Source organism: Aeromonas sp. R4-1, from assembly GCF_040908325.1.
GTDB lineage: Bacteria > Pseudomonadota > Gammaproteobacteria > Enterobacterales > Aeromonadaceae > Aeromonas > Aeromonas veronii.
Window position 1 is genome coordinate 27,302 of sequence record NZ_JBFODM010000064.1, and the last position, 16,251, is coordinate 43,552.

The 16,251-nt window shown below is 59.6% G+C and carries 16 protein-coding genes and 1 pseudogene; 10 read left to right on the forward strand and 7 right to left on the reverse strand.

All coding sequences use genetic code 11. The features are described from left to right. The first annotated feature begins 284 nt into the window (after positions 1-284). The 5 genes and pseudogenes from pdhA (at position 285) to AB5Y90_RS11255 (ending at position 4,264) form a co-directional block, all read left to right on the forward strand. Entirely contained in the window at positions 285-1,373 is a 1,089-nt protein-coding gene (gene pdhA / locus AB5Y90_RS11235; protein WP_270819016.1) for a pyruvate dehydrogenase (acetyl-transferring) E1 component subunit alpha, read from the forward strand. Next, positions 1,366-2,352, forward strand: a complete 987-nt coding sequence (locus AB5Y90_RS11240; RefSeq protein WP_041209833.1) for an alpha-ketoacid dehydrogenase subunit beta — start codon at positions 1,366-1,368, stop codon at positions 2,350-2,352. The genes pdhA and AB5Y90_RS11240 overlap by 8 nt, the downstream gene beginning before the upstream one ends. Next, a pseudogene (locus tag AB5Y90_RS11245) lies at positions 2,349-3,450 on the forward strand (dihydrolipoamide acetyltransferase family protein). Before AB5Y90_RS11240 ends, AB5Y90_RS11245 begins: the two are co-directional and overlap by 4 nt. A 208-nt stretch (positions 3,451-3,658) precedes the next feature. Further along, complete coding sequence (locus AB5Y90_RS11250; RefSeq protein WP_005302803.1) at positions 3,659-3,868, forward strand: cold-shock protein; 210 nt, start codon at positions 3,659-3,661, stop codon at positions 3,866-3,868. 90 nt (positions 3,869-3,958) lie between these two features. Then, positions 3,959-4,264 carry a hypothetical protein gene (locus tag AB5Y90_RS11255; RefSeq protein WP_270819017.1) on the forward strand — a complete coding sequence of 102 codons (306 nt, stop codon included), beginning with the start codon at positions 3,959-3,961 and terminating at the stop codon, positions 4,262-4,264. On the opposite strand, the gene AB5Y90_RS11260 is transcribed toward AB5Y90_RS11255, so the two are convergent. Beyond that, positions 4,251-4,499 (reverse strand): TIGR02647 family protein, encoded by a 249-nt coding sequence (locus AB5Y90_RS11260; RefSeq protein ID WP_005334209.1) that lies wholly within the window; start codon positions 4,497-4,499, stop codon positions 4,251-4,253. The two genes, AB5Y90_RS11255 and AB5Y90_RS11260, sit on opposite strands and share 14 nt — an antisense overlap. Before the next feature lie 245 nt (positions 4,500-4,744). Between AB5Y90_RS11260 and AB5Y90_RS11265 the strand changes: the two genes are divergently transcribed. Together AB5Y90_RS11265 and AB5Y90_RS11270 are read left to right on the forward strand one after the other, a co-directional pair. Beyond that, positions 4,745-5,293: a hypothetical protein gene (locus AB5Y90_RS11265; protein WP_108540237.1), complete on the forward strand. Its 549-nt coding sequence runs from the start codon at positions 4,745-4,747 to the stop codon at positions 5,291-5,293. A gap of 159 nt (positions 5,294-5,452) precedes the next feature. After that, the gene (locus AB5Y90_RS11270; protein WP_005334204.1) at positions 5,453-5,845 is read left to right on the forward strand and encodes a DUF2750 domain-containing protein; all 393 of its coding nucleotides are present in this window, start codon (positions 5,453-5,455) and stop codon (positions 5,843-5,845) included. A gap of 94 nt (positions 5,846-5,939) precedes the next feature. Here the strand turns inward: AB5Y90_RS11270 and AB5Y90_RS11275 are convergent, their stop codons facing one another. From AB5Y90_RS11275 to AB5Y90_RS11290, 4 genes are all read right to left on the reverse strand, one after another. Beyond that, positions 5,940-7,790 (reverse strand): extracellular solute-binding protein, encoded by a 1,851-nt coding sequence (locus AB5Y90_RS11275; RefSeq protein WP_270819018.1) that lies wholly within the window; start codon positions 7,788-7,790, stop codon positions 5,940-5,942. A 127-nt stretch (positions 7,791-7,917) separates the two neighbouring features. Further along, complete coding sequence (locus AB5Y90_RS11280) at positions 7,918-8,664, reverse strand: DNA-binding transcriptional regulator YciT (RefSeq protein WP_270819019.1); 747 nt, start codon at positions 8,662-8,664, stop codon at positions 7,918-7,920. Positions 8,665-8,759: 95 nt separating this feature from the next. After that, positions 8,760-11,192 (reverse strand): formate C-acetyltransferase/glycerol dehydratase family glycyl radical enzyme, encoded by a 2,433-nt coding sequence (locus AB5Y90_RS11285; RefSeq protein WP_368166884.1) that lies wholly within the window; start codon positions 11,190-11,192, stop codon positions 8,760-8,762. A gap of 4 nt (positions 11,193-11,196) precedes the next feature. Continuing rightward, positions 11,197-12,093: a glycyl-radical enzyme activating protein gene (locus AB5Y90_RS11290; protein ID WP_270819021.1), complete on the reverse strand. Its 897-nt coding sequence runs from the start codon at positions 12,091-12,093 to the stop codon at positions 11,197-11,199. A gap of 127 nt (positions 12,094-12,220) precedes the next feature. On the opposite strand from AB5Y90_RS11290, the gene fsa reads away from it, so the two are divergent. Then, positions 12,221-12,874 carry a fructose-6-phosphate aldolase gene (gene fsa, locus AB5Y90_RS11295; RefSeq protein WP_270819022.1) on the forward strand — a complete coding sequence of 218 codons (654 nt, stop codon included), beginning with the start codon at positions 12,221-12,223 and terminating at the stop codon, positions 12,872-12,874. 135 nt (positions 12,875-13,009) lie between these two features. Next, positions 13,010-13,189, forward strand: coding sequence for a hypothetical protein (locus tag AB5Y90_RS11300; RefSeq protein WP_201951526.1), 180 nt, complete (start codon positions 13,010-13,012; stop codon positions 13,187-13,189). An 18-nt stretch (positions 13,190-13,207) separates the two neighbouring features. Here the strand turns inward: AB5Y90_RS11300 and AB5Y90_RS11305 are convergent, their stop codons facing one another. Further along, positions 13,208-14,407 (reverse strand): HD-GYP domain-containing protein, encoded by a 1,200-nt coding sequence (locus AB5Y90_RS11305; protein WP_270819023.1) that lies wholly within the window; start codon positions 14,405-14,407, stop codon positions 13,208-13,210. 168 nt (positions 14,408-14,575) lie between these two features. Between AB5Y90_RS11305 and rsuA the strand changes: the two genes are divergently transcribed. Further along, the gene (rsuA, locus tag AB5Y90_RS11310; RefSeq protein WP_270819024.1) at positions 14,576-15,268 is read left to right on the forward strand and encodes a 16S rRNA pseudouridine(516) synthase RsuA; all 693 of its coding nucleotides are present in this window, start codon (positions 14,576-14,578) and stop codon (positions 15,266-15,268) included. A gap of 19 nt (positions 15,269-15,287) precedes the next feature. Here rsuA and AB5Y90_RS11315 read toward each other — a convergent pair whose 3' ends face one another. Then, positions 15,288-16,187, reverse strand: a complete 900-nt coding sequence (locus tag AB5Y90_RS11315) for a DMT family transporter (protein WP_042057436.1) — start codon at positions 16,185-16,187, stop codon at positions 15,288-15,290. Between the last annotated feature and the right edge of the window lie 64 nt (positions 16,188-16,251).

Consider the following 16,251-nt stretch of genomic DNA (forward strand, 5'->3'; position numbering starts at 1 on the left):
TGCTGGTTGGAGTCACCCCTGACAGAAGTAACAGCTAACTGAAACAACTCAATGGGGGAGCAAGGCTCCCCTTTTTCACATTTTGCATCCTGCATTCAGCGCTGCAAAGTTGCACCATTTACGGCATACCTTGCCACTCATCGCCGAAAATTCAGCTCCTTCGCTACTTTAAAGAAGTTTCTACTGGTCTTACCTGAGTAAATCCCTTTGCTTTTTATTTAACAAGGTATTTACATCTAGGTGTCACCAGCATCGGTGACGCTCACAACGGCAAGGAGCCAGTTATGACCCATGTCGACATCCCTTTCCTTCGTTACCTCGATGCGGAAGGGTGCCCGGTCGCCACCTTACCGACCTGGCTGGACAAGGCGATACTGCACACTTTCTACCGCAATATGGTGATGGTGCGCAGCTATGACAAAAAAGCGATTGCGCTGCAACGAACCGGCAAACTCGGTACTTTTCCCTCCCATCTCGGCGCAGAAGCCGTGGGGATTGGCATTGGTCTGGCCATGCAGCCGCAGGATGTCTACGTCCCCTACTATCGGGACATGCCCACCCTCTATGTGCGGGGCGTACCGATGGAGAAAAACCTGCAATATTGGGGCGGTGACGAGCGGGGCAGTTATTTTCTCAAACCAGATGGGACTCCCTCTGAAGATCTCCCCATCTGCGTCCCCATCGCCACCCAGATCACCCATGCCTGCGGTATTGCCTCGGCCTTCAAACTGCGTAATCAACCGCGCGTCGCCGTAGTCACCATCGGCGACGGCGGCACCTCCAAGGGGGATTTTCTGGAGGGGCTCAATTGCGCCGGTGTCTGGCACCTGCCGATGGTCATCATCGTCAACAACAACCAGTGGGCCATCTCGGTGCCACGCAAGCTGCAATCGAGCGCTCCTACGCTGGCCCAGAAGGGGATTGGCGCCGGGGTGCGCAGTCTGCAGGTGGATGGCAACGATGTGGTGGCGGTCTACGATGCTGCCCGCAGTGCCGTCGAACGGGTCCGCAGCGGCAAGGGGCCGACCCTGATCGAGGCGGTCAGTTATCGTCTCGGCGATCATACCACGGCCGACGATGCCACTCGCTATCGCGACGGGGCCGAGGTCGAGGCCGCCTGGGCGAAAGAGCCGGTCAAGCGGCTGCGCCAGTTTATGCACAGCCAAGGCTGGTGGGATGAAGAGCAGGAGCAGAGCCTTCTGGCGGAGGCTACCCGAGAGGTCGAACAGGCGGTCGCCCGTTATGAGGCGATGGCGCCCCAGCCACCGGAGGCGATGCTCGATTATCACTATGCCAGCCTGCCCGCCGAACTTTTGCCCCAGCGCGAGCGAGTGATTGCCAAGGGGATGAAGCAGGAGGTTGGCCATGAGTGAGATCAGTTTGCTGGAAGCGGTCAACATGGCCCTTCACTACGAGATGGAGCACGACCCGGATGTGGTGGTACTGGGCGAGGATGTGGGGGTCAACGGCGGGGTGTTTCGCGCCACGGTTGGCCTGCGCGACAAGTTCGGTTTCAAGCGAGTGATCGACACGCCGCTGGCCGAGGGATTGATCGCCGGGGTAGCGGTCGGCATGGCCACTCAGGGGCTCAAGCCGGTGGCTGAGTTCCAGTTTCAGGGTTTCATCTTCCCCGGGATGGAGCAGATCATCTGTCAGGCGGCGCGGATGCGAAACCGCACCCGTGGCCGCCTCTCCTGTCCCCTCGTCTATCGCTCCCCGTATGGCGCGGGCATTCATTCGCCTGAACATCACAGCGAGAGCGTCGAGGCGCTGTTTGCCCATATTCCGGGGTTACGGGTGGTGATCCCCTCCAGCCCGAGACGCGCCTATGGCCTGCTGCTCTCGGCCATCCGCGATCCGGATCCCGTAATGTTTTTCGAACCGGACCGCATCTATCGCTCGATGAAATCCGAGGTGGTGGATGATGGTGTCGGCCTGCCGCTGGATGTCTGCTTCACCCTGCGCCCGGGCCGGGATATCACGGTAGTGGCCTGGGGGGCCTGCATTCAGGAGGTGATGCGGGCGGCGAACCTGCTGGCCGAGCAGGATATCCAGTGCGAGGTGCTGGATCTGGCCACCATCAAGCCGCTGGATATGGAGACCATCCTCACCTCGGTACGCAAGACCGGCCGCTTGCTGGTGGTACACGAGGCGTGTGGCAGCTTCGGGGTCGGGGCCGAAATTGTGGCACGGGTGACCGAGCAGGCACTTCCCTGCCTCAAGGCGCCGCCCAAGCGGCTGACCGGCGTGGATGCCGCCGTTCCCTACTATCGCAACGAGGCGTATTACCTCATCACCGAGCAGGATATCGCCGATGCCGCTCACCAGCTGATGGAGAACCAGTGGCTATGAAATTTTTCAAATTACCGGATCTGGGTGAAGGGTTGGCCGAAGCCGAGATCGTCGAGTGGAAGGTGAGTGCCGGTGATACCGTTGCTGTCGATCAGGTGCTCTTGTCGGTGGAGACGGCCAAGGCGCTGGTGGATGTGCCCTCACCAGTGGCTGGGGTGATCGCCCGTCTCTGCGGCGCCGAGGGGGATATCCTCCATATCGGTGCGCCGCTGGTGGAGTTCGAGGGGGGGGGAGGATGATGGCACCGTGGTGGGAAAGGTGAGCGCCCATCAGCAGCATATCGAGGATCACTTCGTGGTAGGGGCCATTGCCCCGGGGGGATCGCTGGTGCAAGCCATGCCTGCCGTGCGCCTGCTGGCACAAAAACTGGGTCTGGATATCGACCGGATCAAGGGAAGTGGCAGCGGCGGCATGGTGACCGAGCTGGATGTGCAGCAGGCATTCGAGGCCCAGCAGAGCAGTGGCAACGAATTCCTCAAAGGGTCGCGCAGGGCCATGGCCAAGGCGATGGAGCTCTCTCATCAGACTGTGGTGCCAGTCAGCATCACCGATGAGGTGGATTTGCGTCACTGGCGGCCTGATGAGGATGTGACGGTGCGCCTTATCAAGGCCATTGGCGTGGCGTGCCGCGCCGAGCCCTCGATGAACGCCTGGTTTGATGGTGAAACCCTGTCACGGCGGCTGTTCAAAGAGGTCAATGTAGCCATCGCGGTGGATTCAAAGCATGGCCTTTATGTGCCGGTGATGGAGAACGTGGCCGAGCGGGAGGGGGCAGATATCCGGCAGGGGCTGGATCGGATGATCGCCGATGTGAAGGCGCGCGCCGTGCCGCGCGAGATGTTGCAGGGGGCGACCATTACGCTCACCAACTTCGGTGCCATCGCAGGCCGTTATGCCAGCCCCATCGTCACGCCGCCGCAGGTGGCCATCATAGGGGCAGGCAAACTGTTCGAAAAAGTGGTGTTCATCCACGGTGAAGCGCGTCCCGTCAGGGCATTGCCGCTGTCGATGACATTTGACCACAGAGCCTGCACCGGCGGCGAGGCGGCTCGTTTTCTCAGAGCGCTGGTCGAAGCGTTGGAAGCGGCCACCTTATAACGGTTTGTGCCCTGCCGTTGGCAGGGCACAAATTTGTTTGCGTAATCTACAAAGCCACGTATAATCCAAACCAGCTTGAAAGGGCGATAGTTATGTCAATGAATACGATGTTTCACATCTTGTCCTGTTGTTCATAAGTTAATCCCGTTTTTTGAGCTTTACCCGCTGAAAAGCATAAGTAATTATTTTGAATACAGGTTTAAAAGATATGTCTAACATGATCACCGGTACCGTTAAGTTTTTCAACGAAACCAAAGGTTTTGGCTTCATCCAGCAAGAAAACGGCCCGGACGTTTTCGTTCACTTCAGCGCCATTCAAGGTAACGGTTTCCGTACCCTGGCTGAAGGTCAGCGCGTACAGTTCTCTGTGACCCAAGGTCAGAAAGGCCCGCAGGCTGAGAACGTAACCGCTCTGTAATTCTTACAGAATTTAAGAAAGCCGTGGTACCTCTGGTGCCACGGCTTTTTGTTTATATGGCTTCTGCTACTGACTCCCATGTGCTGAATCATGCTGCTATCGCTCCTGCTTGCTGCCACCTTGACTCCGTCGTCCGATGCGCCGGTACCGGTTCAATCCGCGATGGAAGCGCAGGTGATCTGCCAGCAATTTGTCCAGGTCCGGATGGGCGCTGCGCTGCAACCCGATGAGGTAAATGCGCGACTGGTACCTGAAAGGGAGGGGGAGTGGCTGGTGGATGGCAAAGTAAAAGGACCCGAAGGTCCTTTGCTGTTTGCCTGTCATCTTCACCAAGGGGAGCGCTGGGAGCTACTCAACTTTTCACTCTGGGCACCACAGCCGGTCAAAGCGGTTTGAGTGCGACTAGCAGATGTTGCAGGTGTTCAACCATGGTCATGCCAAACGGGGTGAGATAGCCGCCATCTTCTGCGCTGATGAGCCCCTGTTGATGCAGACGGGCTGCCGCCTGGCACAACTCTTCAGACATATCGCTGCGTAATTTAATCCCCAGGCTCATGTTGGCCGGATCAAAGCATGCCAGTATTTTCAAATCGTTCACGAATTCGTTAGAAACCTGGTCGATCCCAATCATGGATTTACTCCTTACGCTAAAGATGTATGCAAACTAGCATCCCCAGATCCACTTTAGTGGGCGCTGGCTCAAATTATTGACCTTTGACTGGATGCTGCGTTTCAAATGCTGTTTTTTTCGGCGTAATCAGATGGTTGGCTGACAGCTTCGCCAAGGGCCGAGCCGGACCAAACGTGGTAGGATAGGGCACTTCTTTATATCGGACGGTCTATTGGTGGCTGTTCGCCCTGTTCAAGGTATCGCTCATGGTCAAGATCACTCTGGTATCCCTGCTGCATTCACTTTGTACCCGCTTTCCGGTTTACCCCGCTGCTTCGTTGACCTCCCTGCTGGATGCCCATCAGGGCGAGGTATGGTTACCTGCACGCAAGGGGGCCGACATTGCGCTGTTACGCAAGCATGCCAAGGGGGCTCATGAGCTGGCGTCACTCGATGCGGGCTGGTGTGATTTTGCCGCCAGCGACAGCGGCGATACGCCAGAGCTGGATGCACTGGCCAACTACGACAGCGAGATGATGGATAACCTGCTGATGTACTGGCACACCGCCGCCAAGATCAACAGCCCGATCACCGATAACCTGTTCGAGCTGCGTCGCGAAGTGGTGGATGAAGCCCACGGTGCCAAACTCGCTGCCGCCTGGGAGCAGCAACAACAGCTGCGTTTTGAGCAACTGATGGCGATGGCGGCCAATGGCCGGGATCTGCTCTGCTTTGTCGAGGTGGAGTCCGCCTACTGGCTGCGGCAAAAACTGAGCGAGCAGCCTGATGTGGAGCTGATCACCCCTGCGCTGTAAAAGGGGCAATATGATGGCTGGCGGTCTCGCTATCGAGGAGGCTGCTCTATCCTTATTTGCGTCATTGCCCTCCCCATCCGGTGCCAAGGGGCTGCAAGCTGGACAAGCTGACGACAAGATGTGAACATGGCGCCCTTTATCGAGAGAGAGACTTGGCCAATGAGCTATGAACTGAGCGACACCGAGCGCAATGCCGCGCTGCAACTGAACGCTGATTACCGTTACGATCACTTCATCAGCAAGCTGGTCGAGCATGAAGAGCTGTTCGTCCTGACTGACGAGCATGGCGTCATGATGCTGACCACCGACGATGAAGATTGCATCCCGGTATGGCCGCACCCGGAGTACGCCAAGGCGTGGGCCGAAGGTGAGTGGGCCGATTGCAAGCCGCAGTCCATCACCCTCAAGGTGTGGCTGGAGCGCTGGGTTGACGGTATGGAGCAGGACGAGCTGTGTGTTGCCGTGTTCCCGACCCCGGATCAGGAAGGCATCGTACTGGAGCCGGCTGACGTGGCTGACGCCATTGCCGAGAAGCAGGCCAAACGCGGCTGAGCACCGAGCTATTCGCAACACCGGTTGCCAACAAAGACCCCGCTATCTGGCGGGGTCTTTTGTTTTAAGGACTTTTGCCGATGGGCTGATGCAATCAGGGCTGGCGATAAGTGGTGTCGATGATAGGCTCGGCCGGGAAAGTCTTGCCACTCTTGATGGCTGCCCTGGTCTCGGATTTTAGCTCTTCATCAATCCATAGCAGACCGCCATAGCTGTAACCGCTGTTGTCGCCCCCAAGAGGCCAGTAGAGCTGCTCGCTCTTGGGTGTTGCAGGTACTTTTGGCAGTTTTATCCAGCGCCAGGCGCCTTCGCGGGTGTAGGGCACCTGATAGGCGGGGACGAAGCTTGCCAGCTCATAGAGCCGCTGCTGGATCTGCCGTGACAGGGCCGCCTTTTTGGCAAAGTCGAACTCCTTGTCATACTGCTCCACCAGAGCCGTGATGGCATCGTCATCGATGTTCATGATGTTGTTGGTCTGGGGCTTGTTGGCGTTGACCTTGTGGAAGAACTCCCAATAGGCGGGATAGCGGCTGCCCGCCCAGGCCATCCAGGCGCTCTGGTGCTTTTTCTCCAGCATCGATTTGAAACCGGCCGATGCATCCATCAGGTTGAGCTCCAGATTAAGCCCCGCCTTCTTGGCCTCTTCCCGCAACAGCGTGAGCCGCTGGGCGTGCTCCGCCGTGGTGTAGGTGATAGCGAGGGTAAGTGACTGCCCCTTGTCGTTTTGCAAAATTCCCTGCGGCCCCACTTTGTTGAAACCGGCTTTGGCAAAGTATTCCCGTGCCAGTTTGGGAGCGAACGGACGGGCCTTGATCTCGCTGTTGGTAAACTCCCCCTGACCTGAGCTATAGCTGTTGAGGCGTTGGTAATCCCCCCGCAGCAGGGTGGCGAGCATTCTGTCGAAATTGAGGGCATGCTGGATGCCGAGGCGAACATCGAGATTGCGCAGCAGCGGATCGGCGGTGTTGAGATAGAGCCCCATCGGCGGTTGCGGGGTCTGGTTGTAGAACCATGTGCGCGCGATATAACCCTTCTCGAACTCGGCGGTTTTGGTCTTGTCGTGCCACCAGTTGGGGATCACCAGCGGGAAGCTGTCGAGATCGCCGCGCAGGAAGTGCTGCCAGGCGATGTTCAGATCCCTGAGCACCTTGATTTCGATCCGCGCAGGATTGAAGCGATGCTGGAAGTAGCGCTCGTCATCCCCCCACCAGTTTTCAATCCGCTTGAAGGTGACCGATTTACCCTTTTTCACCTGATCGATCTGATAGGGGCCGGTGACTGGCAACACCTTCCAGTTGTACTCCTTGACCCAGTTGGCGGTGAGCTTGATGGCGTGGCTCGGCTCCGGGCTGATGGGCAGTGACTCAAGCAGATCCTGGCGGCTCTTTTCGGTGCCGCTGGTGATGGCCAGGGTGTGATCATCAAACTTGGTAATGTCTGCTATCTGGGTGCTGTAGTAGTTGTTGTACCAGGGGTCGTTTATCTCCTTGCTGCGCATCATCTTGAGGGTAAAGAGCCAGTCATCGGCGGTGACCGGTTGGCCATCTGACCAGCGCGCTTTGGGATTGATGCGAAAATAGAGGGTCTTGTTGTCGGCGCCGAAGGCCCACTCGTTTGCCAGCATCGGCATGGGGTTGCCGGTGACGGGGTGAGTGCTCAGCAGAGGCAGGTTGGTTTCCCGCACGTAACCGGCAAAGCCGCCGTTGGAGTCGGGGCCATATTTGCGCAGGGTCAGGGGGAAGCTGGTCATAAAGGTGCGAAAGGTGCCGCCGCGTTTGGCGGCCGGATCGGCATAGAGAGGATCCTGGTTGTTGCTCTCCCACTTCAAGTCGGCAGGCAGCGTGGCACTCCAGCCAAACGGGCTCCAGCACAGGGTCAGGGTGATGGCGGTGGCGCGAATGATAGGGGAGAGTCGGCGCTCCCCGGCGGTGATGGTCGATGGCATGTCCTTGCTCTCCTGAAGTCTGCTTCCTGCAGATCACGCACTGGTGATGTCAGTCCCGATGGGGACTGGCTCATCATGAAAATTTTATTCTGTCAGGTCAATGAAATAGCGTGAATTAGCGGGTGGCCTAGGCCGCAACGCAGTGCAGGGTGATCCCCTTGGCCGCGATGGCTGCCCGCATGGGGGCGGGCAGGGCATCGTCGGTAACCAGCACGTTGATCTGGCCCGGCGCGCCAAGCTGGCTCGGGTGGATGGCGCCAAATTTGCTGCTGTCGGTGATCACCACATTGGTCATCCCCTTGGCCAGCACGCTGTTGACCACGTCGGCCCGCATCATGTCGCGGCCGGTGAAACCCATCTCGGGATGAAAGCCATCCACCCCGATAAAGGTCTTGGAGAAGTGCACCTGCTCGATGCAGAGGCGCGTGAGCGGCCCCACCACGCTCTCGCTCTGATGCTGGAACAGCCCGCCGAGCAGCACCACCTGAGCCGGGGTGTCTTTGAGCAGATGAGCGATATAGCTGCTGATGGTGATGATTGTGACCCGTTTGTGCAGGGCCAGATGGCGGGCCAGCAGGGCGTTGGCGCTGCCCCCCTCGATAAAGACCGTCTCGCCATCTTCCACCAGCTGGGCGGCCCGCTCGGCGAGGCGATCCTTGAGCAGGTAATTGATGTTCATCCGGGCATCCGGGTCATCGGTCTCCAGCGCCATGGCCGAGCCGTGTACTCGTCTGAGCAGTCCCTGCTTCTCCAGCGCGGTGAGGTCGTTGCGCACCGTCACCTCAGATACGCCGGTATGTCGGGAGAGTTCACTCACGCTCATCTTGCGAGCCTGATGGACCAGAGTGAGGATCAGTTGGTGGCGTGGATTCATGGTGCGCTCACATAGAAGGTGGTGGATAGCGGCAAGCCACCCGAGGGTGGCTTGCCAATCATATGACGTCACAGGCGCCATGGGGGGGCGCCCCGTCAGAGACTGTGCTCGGTGCGGGCGATGATATCATCTTGCGCATCCGGGGATAAGGCGGTGAAGAAGGCCGAATAGCCCGCCACCCGTACCACCAGATCCCGGTACTGATCCGGATTGGCCTTGGCCGCCAGCAGGGTTTCGCGCGAGACGATGTTGTACTGCACGTGCCACCCCTTGTGCACCTCGAAGAAGGTGCGCAGCAGGCTCATCAGCTTGGCCTTGTCCCGCTCGTTCTCAAGGCTGGCCGGGCTCAGCTTCTGGTTGAGCAGCACCCCGCCGAGGATAGCCGCCGTGGGCAGCTTGCCGATGGAGTTGAACACCGCCGTCGGGCCGAGACGATCCAAGCCCGAGGAGGGGCTGGCCCCTTCCGCCAGCGGCGTGCGGGCGTGACGACCATCCGGGGTGGCCATGGTGGCGGCACCGAAGGGCACGTTGGCGGAGATGGAGGAGGTGCCCGCATAGTAGGTACCGCCGATGGGGCCGCGGCCGAAGCGGGTGTTGTGCAACCCCTTGAGCTCGTCGATGTAGCTCTGGTAAGCCTGCACCAGCAGCAGGTCAACCTCGTCCAGATCGTTGCCATATTTGGGGGCGGCGTTGGTGAGGCGCTGACGCAGCTGCTCCCCTGCCAGTCCTGAAAAATCTTGCTCGAGTGCTTCGGCCAGCTCTTGCTGATCCACAATCCCCTGCTCGAACACCAGTTTCTTCAGGGCAGCCAGGCTGTTACCGAGGTTGGCAATTCCCACCTGTAGACCTGAGACCCAGTCATAGACGGCGCCCCCCTCCTTGATGGTTTTGCCGCGCTCGATGCAGTCATCCACCAGGGTGCTGCAGAGGATGTCATGGGCTTGAGCCTCCAGCACGCTGTCGACCACGCAGTCGATCTCGATGGATTTGCGGGTGAAGTAGCGCACCTGCTCATCCCAGTGGGCCATCACCTCGTCAAAGTTGCCAAAGCTCCCGTCTCGCAGCGACTGGGGCTGGGGCAGGAATACCTTGCCGGTTGTGGCATCGCGGCCGCCATCAAGGGAGGCCAGCAGGATGCGGGCGAAGTTGATAAAGCTCATGCCGGTGCAGCGATAGCCCCATTTGCCGGGCACGGCGGTCTCGATGCAACCGATGGCGGCGTAGTGGTGGGCATCTTCCACGCTCACCCCGAGCTTGATGAACTCGGGGATCACCACCTCGTCGTTGTTGAAGGCGGGCATGCCAAAGCCGCAGCGGATCACCTGAATGCAGGCGTCGAGGAAATCCTCGCTCATCCCGGCATGGTAGCGCACCGAGAGGTTGGGTTGGGTGGATCGGAGCTGGCCGCAGGACTCCAGAATCGCGTAGGAGAGGCCGTTGACTGCGTCATGGGCAGTGCCATCCCGCCAGTTCTGGCCGCCGATGGTGACGTTTTGATAGAGCGGGCTGCCGGCGGAGGCCTTGGAGTGGGTGCCGGAGCGGATCTTGTTCACCTCCAGCAACTTGAGCCAGCACCCTTGCAGCAGTTCGATGGCGCGTGTCCGAGGCAGGGATTCCGACAATTCCACCTCGCGGCGATACCAGGGGTAGAGGTACTGATCCATCCGGCCAAACGACACCGAGTGGCCGTTGGATTCGATCTGCAGAATGAGCTGGATGAAGTAGCAGAGCTGCAGCGCCTGCCAGAAGGTCTCGGGGGGCTGGTGGGCGATGTGGGCGCAGTTGAGCGCGATGGTCTCAAGCTCGTTTCGGCGCTCGGGGCGAGATTCTTGTGCTGCCATATCATGGGCAAGTGCGGCGTAGCGCGCGATGTGATCGCTGACCGCATCCAGAGTGATGGCGATGGCGTGCAGGAACTGCTCGCGCTGCAGATCGGCCCAATCCGCCAAATCCAGCCGACTCCGCCGCTCAGCCACCTTGGCCTTGAAGCCATCGAGCCCCAGCGTGAGCAGCTCCTCATAATTGACCGCGAGGTGGGCATCCCCCGAGGTCATGTTGCCCTCGGCCTTGATGATGCCGCTCTCCAGCAGCGCTTTTTGCTCGTCGGTAACGAGGCCGAAGCAGCGATCCTGCACCGTCTGGCCGCGCCAGAAGGGGGTGAGGGCGTGGATGATCTCCTTGTCGGTTTCGCTGACCGCAAAGCCGGCGCCGGGGCGGTCGGCCAGCTCGTCGATCTCCATCTCGATCCAGCTCACCGTGTATTCCGGAAACAGCGGCGCCGCCCGTACCTGACGGGCCTGATTGCCGACGATAAGTTCGTCGTGCTTGATCCAGATGGTGCGCTCCTTGAGGTGATGGGCCAGCGCAAGAGCGCGGCGCACCGGCAGCGGCCGGGCGAGATGAGCCTGATAGGCCTCGGTGTAGTGGCGGGCACGCTCGGTGCAGACCGGTGGCTGAACGATGTGGATCAGGCTCTCTTTGTGGGCGCGGATCCGCGGGCTGAGTGTATTGAGGTCGAGCTGGGTCATGATCTTATCCTCTGGTCACAGGGGTCAGCCCCTGACGTTGGGCGTATGCGTGGGCAAAGCTGAGTAAATAGGGGTCATCGAGCGGTGTCTCCGGCGCCTGATAGGGCAGATCCAGCAGGGCATATTTGCCCATCCCCAGGGTGTGGTAGGGGAGGAAGTGGATCTCCTGCACCGTGCCGAGGCTGGCGGCGGTGTCGGTGATGGCGCTGATCGATGCGCGGTCGGCATTGAAGCCGGGAATGAGCGGCACCCGGATCTGCATCGGCACGCCGTGCTCGGCGAGGCGTTTGAGGTTCGCGATGGGCAGCTCCACCTTGCCGCGGGTCCAGTGGAAGAAACGTTCTTTATCCACGTGTTTGAGATCCGCCAGCAGCAGATCCAGTGAGGGGAGGCTTGGCTCAATCTGGTGCCATGGCACATGGAGGCAGCTCTCGACCGCGGTGTGCAGCCCTTCGGCCTTGCAGCGGGCCAGCAGGGACGCTGCAAAGTCGGGCTGCATGAAGGGCTCACCGCCGGAGAGGGTGATGCCACCGCCGCTGCGCTCGAAGAAGGGACGATCCCGCAAGATGGTGTCCATCAGGGTGTCCAGCGTTTCATCGCGGCCGCACACCTGCAGCGCTTCGCTCGGACAGAGGCCGCGCAGCCGTTCCATATCATCGGCCTTGAGGGCAGAACGGCTGAGCTGGATGCCCTCGCTGTCACGCAAGATTGCCGGACACGCCTGGCTGCAGAGCTGGCATCCCTCGATGCACTGGCGCCGGTCGAGTAGTATGTCCTGCTTGGGAGAGCGGCTTTCCGGGTTTTGACACCACAGACAGGCCAGCGAGCACCCCTTGAGAAACACCAGGGTGCGAATGCCGGGGCCATCGTGAGTTGAATATCGTTGCAGGTCGAAAATCACACCGCCTCCTTTTGTTTTTTATTCTATTTGCTTTCATTCGAAAGTTGATTTGATTTCGATCAAGCTATTTGCAGATGTTTTATCGCTAGAATGGCGACATATTGAACATCCCGTTAAGGAGTTAGAGATGGAGCTGTATCTCGATACCGCTGATGTGGCAGCAGTGCGTCGCTGGTCACGGATCCTGCCGTTGGCCGGTGTCACCACCAATCCTTCCATTACTGCCGCCGGGGGATTGCCGCTCTGTGAGCTGCTGCCCGCCCTGCGCGACGTGCTGGGGCCCAAGGCGCGCCTGTTTGCCCAGGTGATGGCCAAAACCGAAACCGAGATGGTGCGCGAGGCATTCGCCCTGCGTGAACTGGACCCGGATCTGGTGGTCAAGATCCCGGTGTGCGTAGAGGGGCTGGCTGCCATCAAGAGCCTGACCGCCAACGGTGTGCCGACTCTGGGAACTGCGGTATACACTCCGTTGCAAGGCTGGCTGGCGGCGGTGGCGGGAGCGGATTATGTCGCACCTTATGTCAACCGGCTGGATGCCCAGGGGGGCGATGGCATCGCCACCGTGCAGGAGCTGCAACAGCTGCTTGAGCTGCACGCCCCGAACAGCAAGGTGCTGGCGGCGTCATTCCGCACTCCCCGTCAGGCCCTTGACTGCCTGCTGGTCGGTTGCCAGTCCATCACCTTGCCGCTCGATGTGGCGGAGCAGTTGCTGAACGTGCCGGCGGTAGATGCGGCGCTGGTGAAGTTTGATCAGGATTGGCAGCGCGCCTTCGGTCGCTGATTGCAGTGACAAGCGGATTGCCGTGATTGAGGGGGGGGGGGGGGTGAAGAAGCGCGGGTGATGGGGATTGACCGACTAGACTGGAAACAGGTGGCTACATTCGCTGGCCGCCTTGCAGTCCACCGGAGGTATTCCATGAGCGACCATCTGCTACTCCCCCATGGTGAAGATTTGCGTCGTGCGGTGCGTTGGCTCAGCGAGCATCATCAGCACGATATCGCCGCCATTGAAGAGGCCAGCCTGCGTTTTGATCTCTCGCCGCTAGATGAGGAGTTTCTGATCCAGCACTGGCTCGACAGCCAGCGCCCATCATGAATATCTGAGGTGAGAGATTTAGAAGAAGTTGGCGAGGTTGATGCCAAACTCTTTGGGGTCGACCGTGTTTTCGATGCTCTCCTGCACCCCTGACTTGGCCAGATCCAGCCACTGTACCTCGAGGTAGTGACGCTGGGTGGCGTGATAGATCACCTTGACCACCGGCTTGAGCGGCTGCTGCTCGTTGCGCTGCATCACGATAGCCAGGCGCTGGTTTGAGAGCTGTACCAGAGTGCCCACCGGATAGACTCCCATGCACTTGATGAACTTGGTAACCAGTTCGGCATCAAAGTGCTGATTGATCCCCTTGAGCAGAATGCGGAAGGCCTGGGTCGGCTGCATACCCGCTTTGTAGACCCGATCCGCGGTGATGGCATCATAGACATCGACGATGCCGCTCATCCGGGTATAGAGAGAGAGCTGCTCCCCCTTGAGTCGCTGCGGATAGCCGGTGCCATCGAGCCGTTCGTGGTGGTTGGCGGCTACCTCCAGCATGGTGGGGGTGATGCCCGGGGTATTGCTGAGGATCTCGTAACTGTGCACCACATGCTGGCGCATGATGGCGAACTCCTCATCGGTCAGCTTGCCCGGTTTATTGAGCACCTCGTCCGGGGTCATGATCTTGCCCACATCGTGCAGCAGGCCACCCAGGGTCAGCTCCTTGAGTACGCTGCGCTCAAGCCCCAGATAGCGGCCGAAGTTGGCCAGCAGAATGGCCACGTTCATGGAGTGCTCCATCAGGTAGGCATCCTTGGCGCGAATACGGGCCAGACAGAGCATGGCATCGCCGTGGGTGAACATGGTGTCCACCATCTCTTCGGCGACTTCGGCCAGCGGGGTGATGTCGATAGGCTCACCCGCTTTGAGGTGGCGAATGAACTTGCCTTGCAGCTCGCGCGCTTCCTGATAAAGGCGGCGGATTTTAAGCTCCCGCCCTTCGCCGTTGGCACTGGCACGGCGCCCTACCTGGGCGCTGTTGGCATTGAGATCGGGGGAGGTAACGGCATCACTTTCGGCACTGCCCAACTTGCTGCGGGCCAGATCGATGCGTACCGTGAGCACCCCCTGACGTACCAGATTGGCAATTTGCGCCACGCTGGTCACCAAGCCCATCTGGGCGATCTCCATCCCACCTGTCTGGCTGGCGATAGCAATGACATACATGCCGGGTTTCAGCTGGTTGATGGGAATGACGGGATAGGATGCTTGAGACTTCATGAGGGCTTCCTGACTCTTATTATTATGAGTATCGTTCGGATGGGTTACACCGGAGAAGTGTAACATCGGATGACCAGTTCGTCATAATTGGCAACCCCTTAACAGTGGCGTTGTCGCCCCCGCCCGATATAATGACGCCCCTTTACTTGTTGGACTCCGAGGTTGTGAATGCGGCTTGATAAATTTCTGTGCGATTGTTCGGATTTGACCCGCTCGCTGGCAGGCAAACTGATCCGTCAGGGTGAGGTCATGGTGGATGGCATTGTGGTCAAGCAGCCCGCCTTTCATATCAATGAGCAGAGCCAGATCGAGTTTGACGGCGTGCTGCTGACGCTGGAGCAGCGCAACCGCTATTTCATGCTGCACAAGCCGGAAGGTTACGTCTGCTCCAATGAGGATCCGGATCACCCGACAGTCTTCTTCCTGATGGATGAACCGGCGATGGGCAAGCTGCACGTAGTGGGTCGCCTCGACCTCGATACCACGGGTCTGGTGCTGGTGACCGACGACGGTCAATGGTCCCACCGCATCACCTCGCCGCGCCACGAGTGTGCCAAGACCTATCACGTCTGGCTGGCCGATCCGGTGAGCCCGGATGCAATCGAGCTGTTCGCCGAAGGGGTCTACCTGCGTAACGAGACCGATAAAACCCGTCCTGCCCAGCTGGAAATTCTCGGCGAGTGCGAGGCCCGCCTGACCATCCACGAAGGCAAGTACCATCAGGTCAAGCGGATGTTTGCCTCCATCGGCAACAAGGTCGTTGGCTTGCATCGCGAGCGGGTGGGCGGTCTGACGCTGGATGAAGAGTTGGCACCCGGTGAATACCGTGAGCTGACCGCTGAGGAGATTGACCTGTTCTGATCAGGGATGGTGCCGGGGGTCAGTGAGTGCTGAAACCCAGCACCAGCGCCGTGCCCAGGGTGGCAATCAGTGCCCCCGCCCAGGCGGCAACGGATGGCCGCTCCCCCGAGTGCCACCACAACAGCGGCAGCAGCAGTACCGGCGTGGTAGAGGAGAGAATGGCCACCATGCCCACCTCGCCCTGCCGCAGCGCCATCAGGATCAGCGTCATCCCTAGCCCCATCGCCAGAAAACCGTTGGTGGCAATCATGGCGAGGATCTGGCGATTGACCGGTTTGAGCGGCATGGCCAGCGGCAAGCGCCCCAGCCGCAGGACGCAGTGGGCCAGCAGGGCACTGCCCATCCGGATACCAGATGCACTCACCGCATCCACCTCACCACTCATCATCACCGGTTTGGCGATGATGGCTCCCACGCTCTGACACAGTGCCGCCGTCAGGCCAAGGCCAATTCCCAGCGCCAGATTGCCACGGATCTGCTCCCACTCGTTGCTGCTACTGCGTCTGCCAAACAGGATCGCCAGCATCACGCCAGCAAAGACCAGCATGGCCCCCAGCAGTCGCCAGCCTGTCAGCTGTTCATTAAAGAGCCAGAGCCCAAGCAGGGCGGAAAACAGCGCATGGCAAGAGAAGAGCAGGGCACTGCGTCTTGGCCCCAACCGGTTCATGCAGGCAAACAGCGCCGTATCGCCCACGAAGATGCCGACCAGCCCCGAGATGGCGAGCAGGGGCAGGGCGCTTGCGGTGAGGGTTTGCCAGCCACCGGTGAGCAGACTCATGGTGCCGAGCATCAGGCTGACCAGAAACATGCGCCAGCGGCTGTAGGCAAATGCGCCGAGATGACGGGCCGGTTTGACCGAAATTAGCGCTGCAACTGCCCATAAACTGGCCGACGCGAGGGCCAGCCACTCATAACCCATAAAAACTCCTGAAAAAATTAACCCGAAAGACTCCATCTCCCGGGCAAGCCCGATACAATACGGG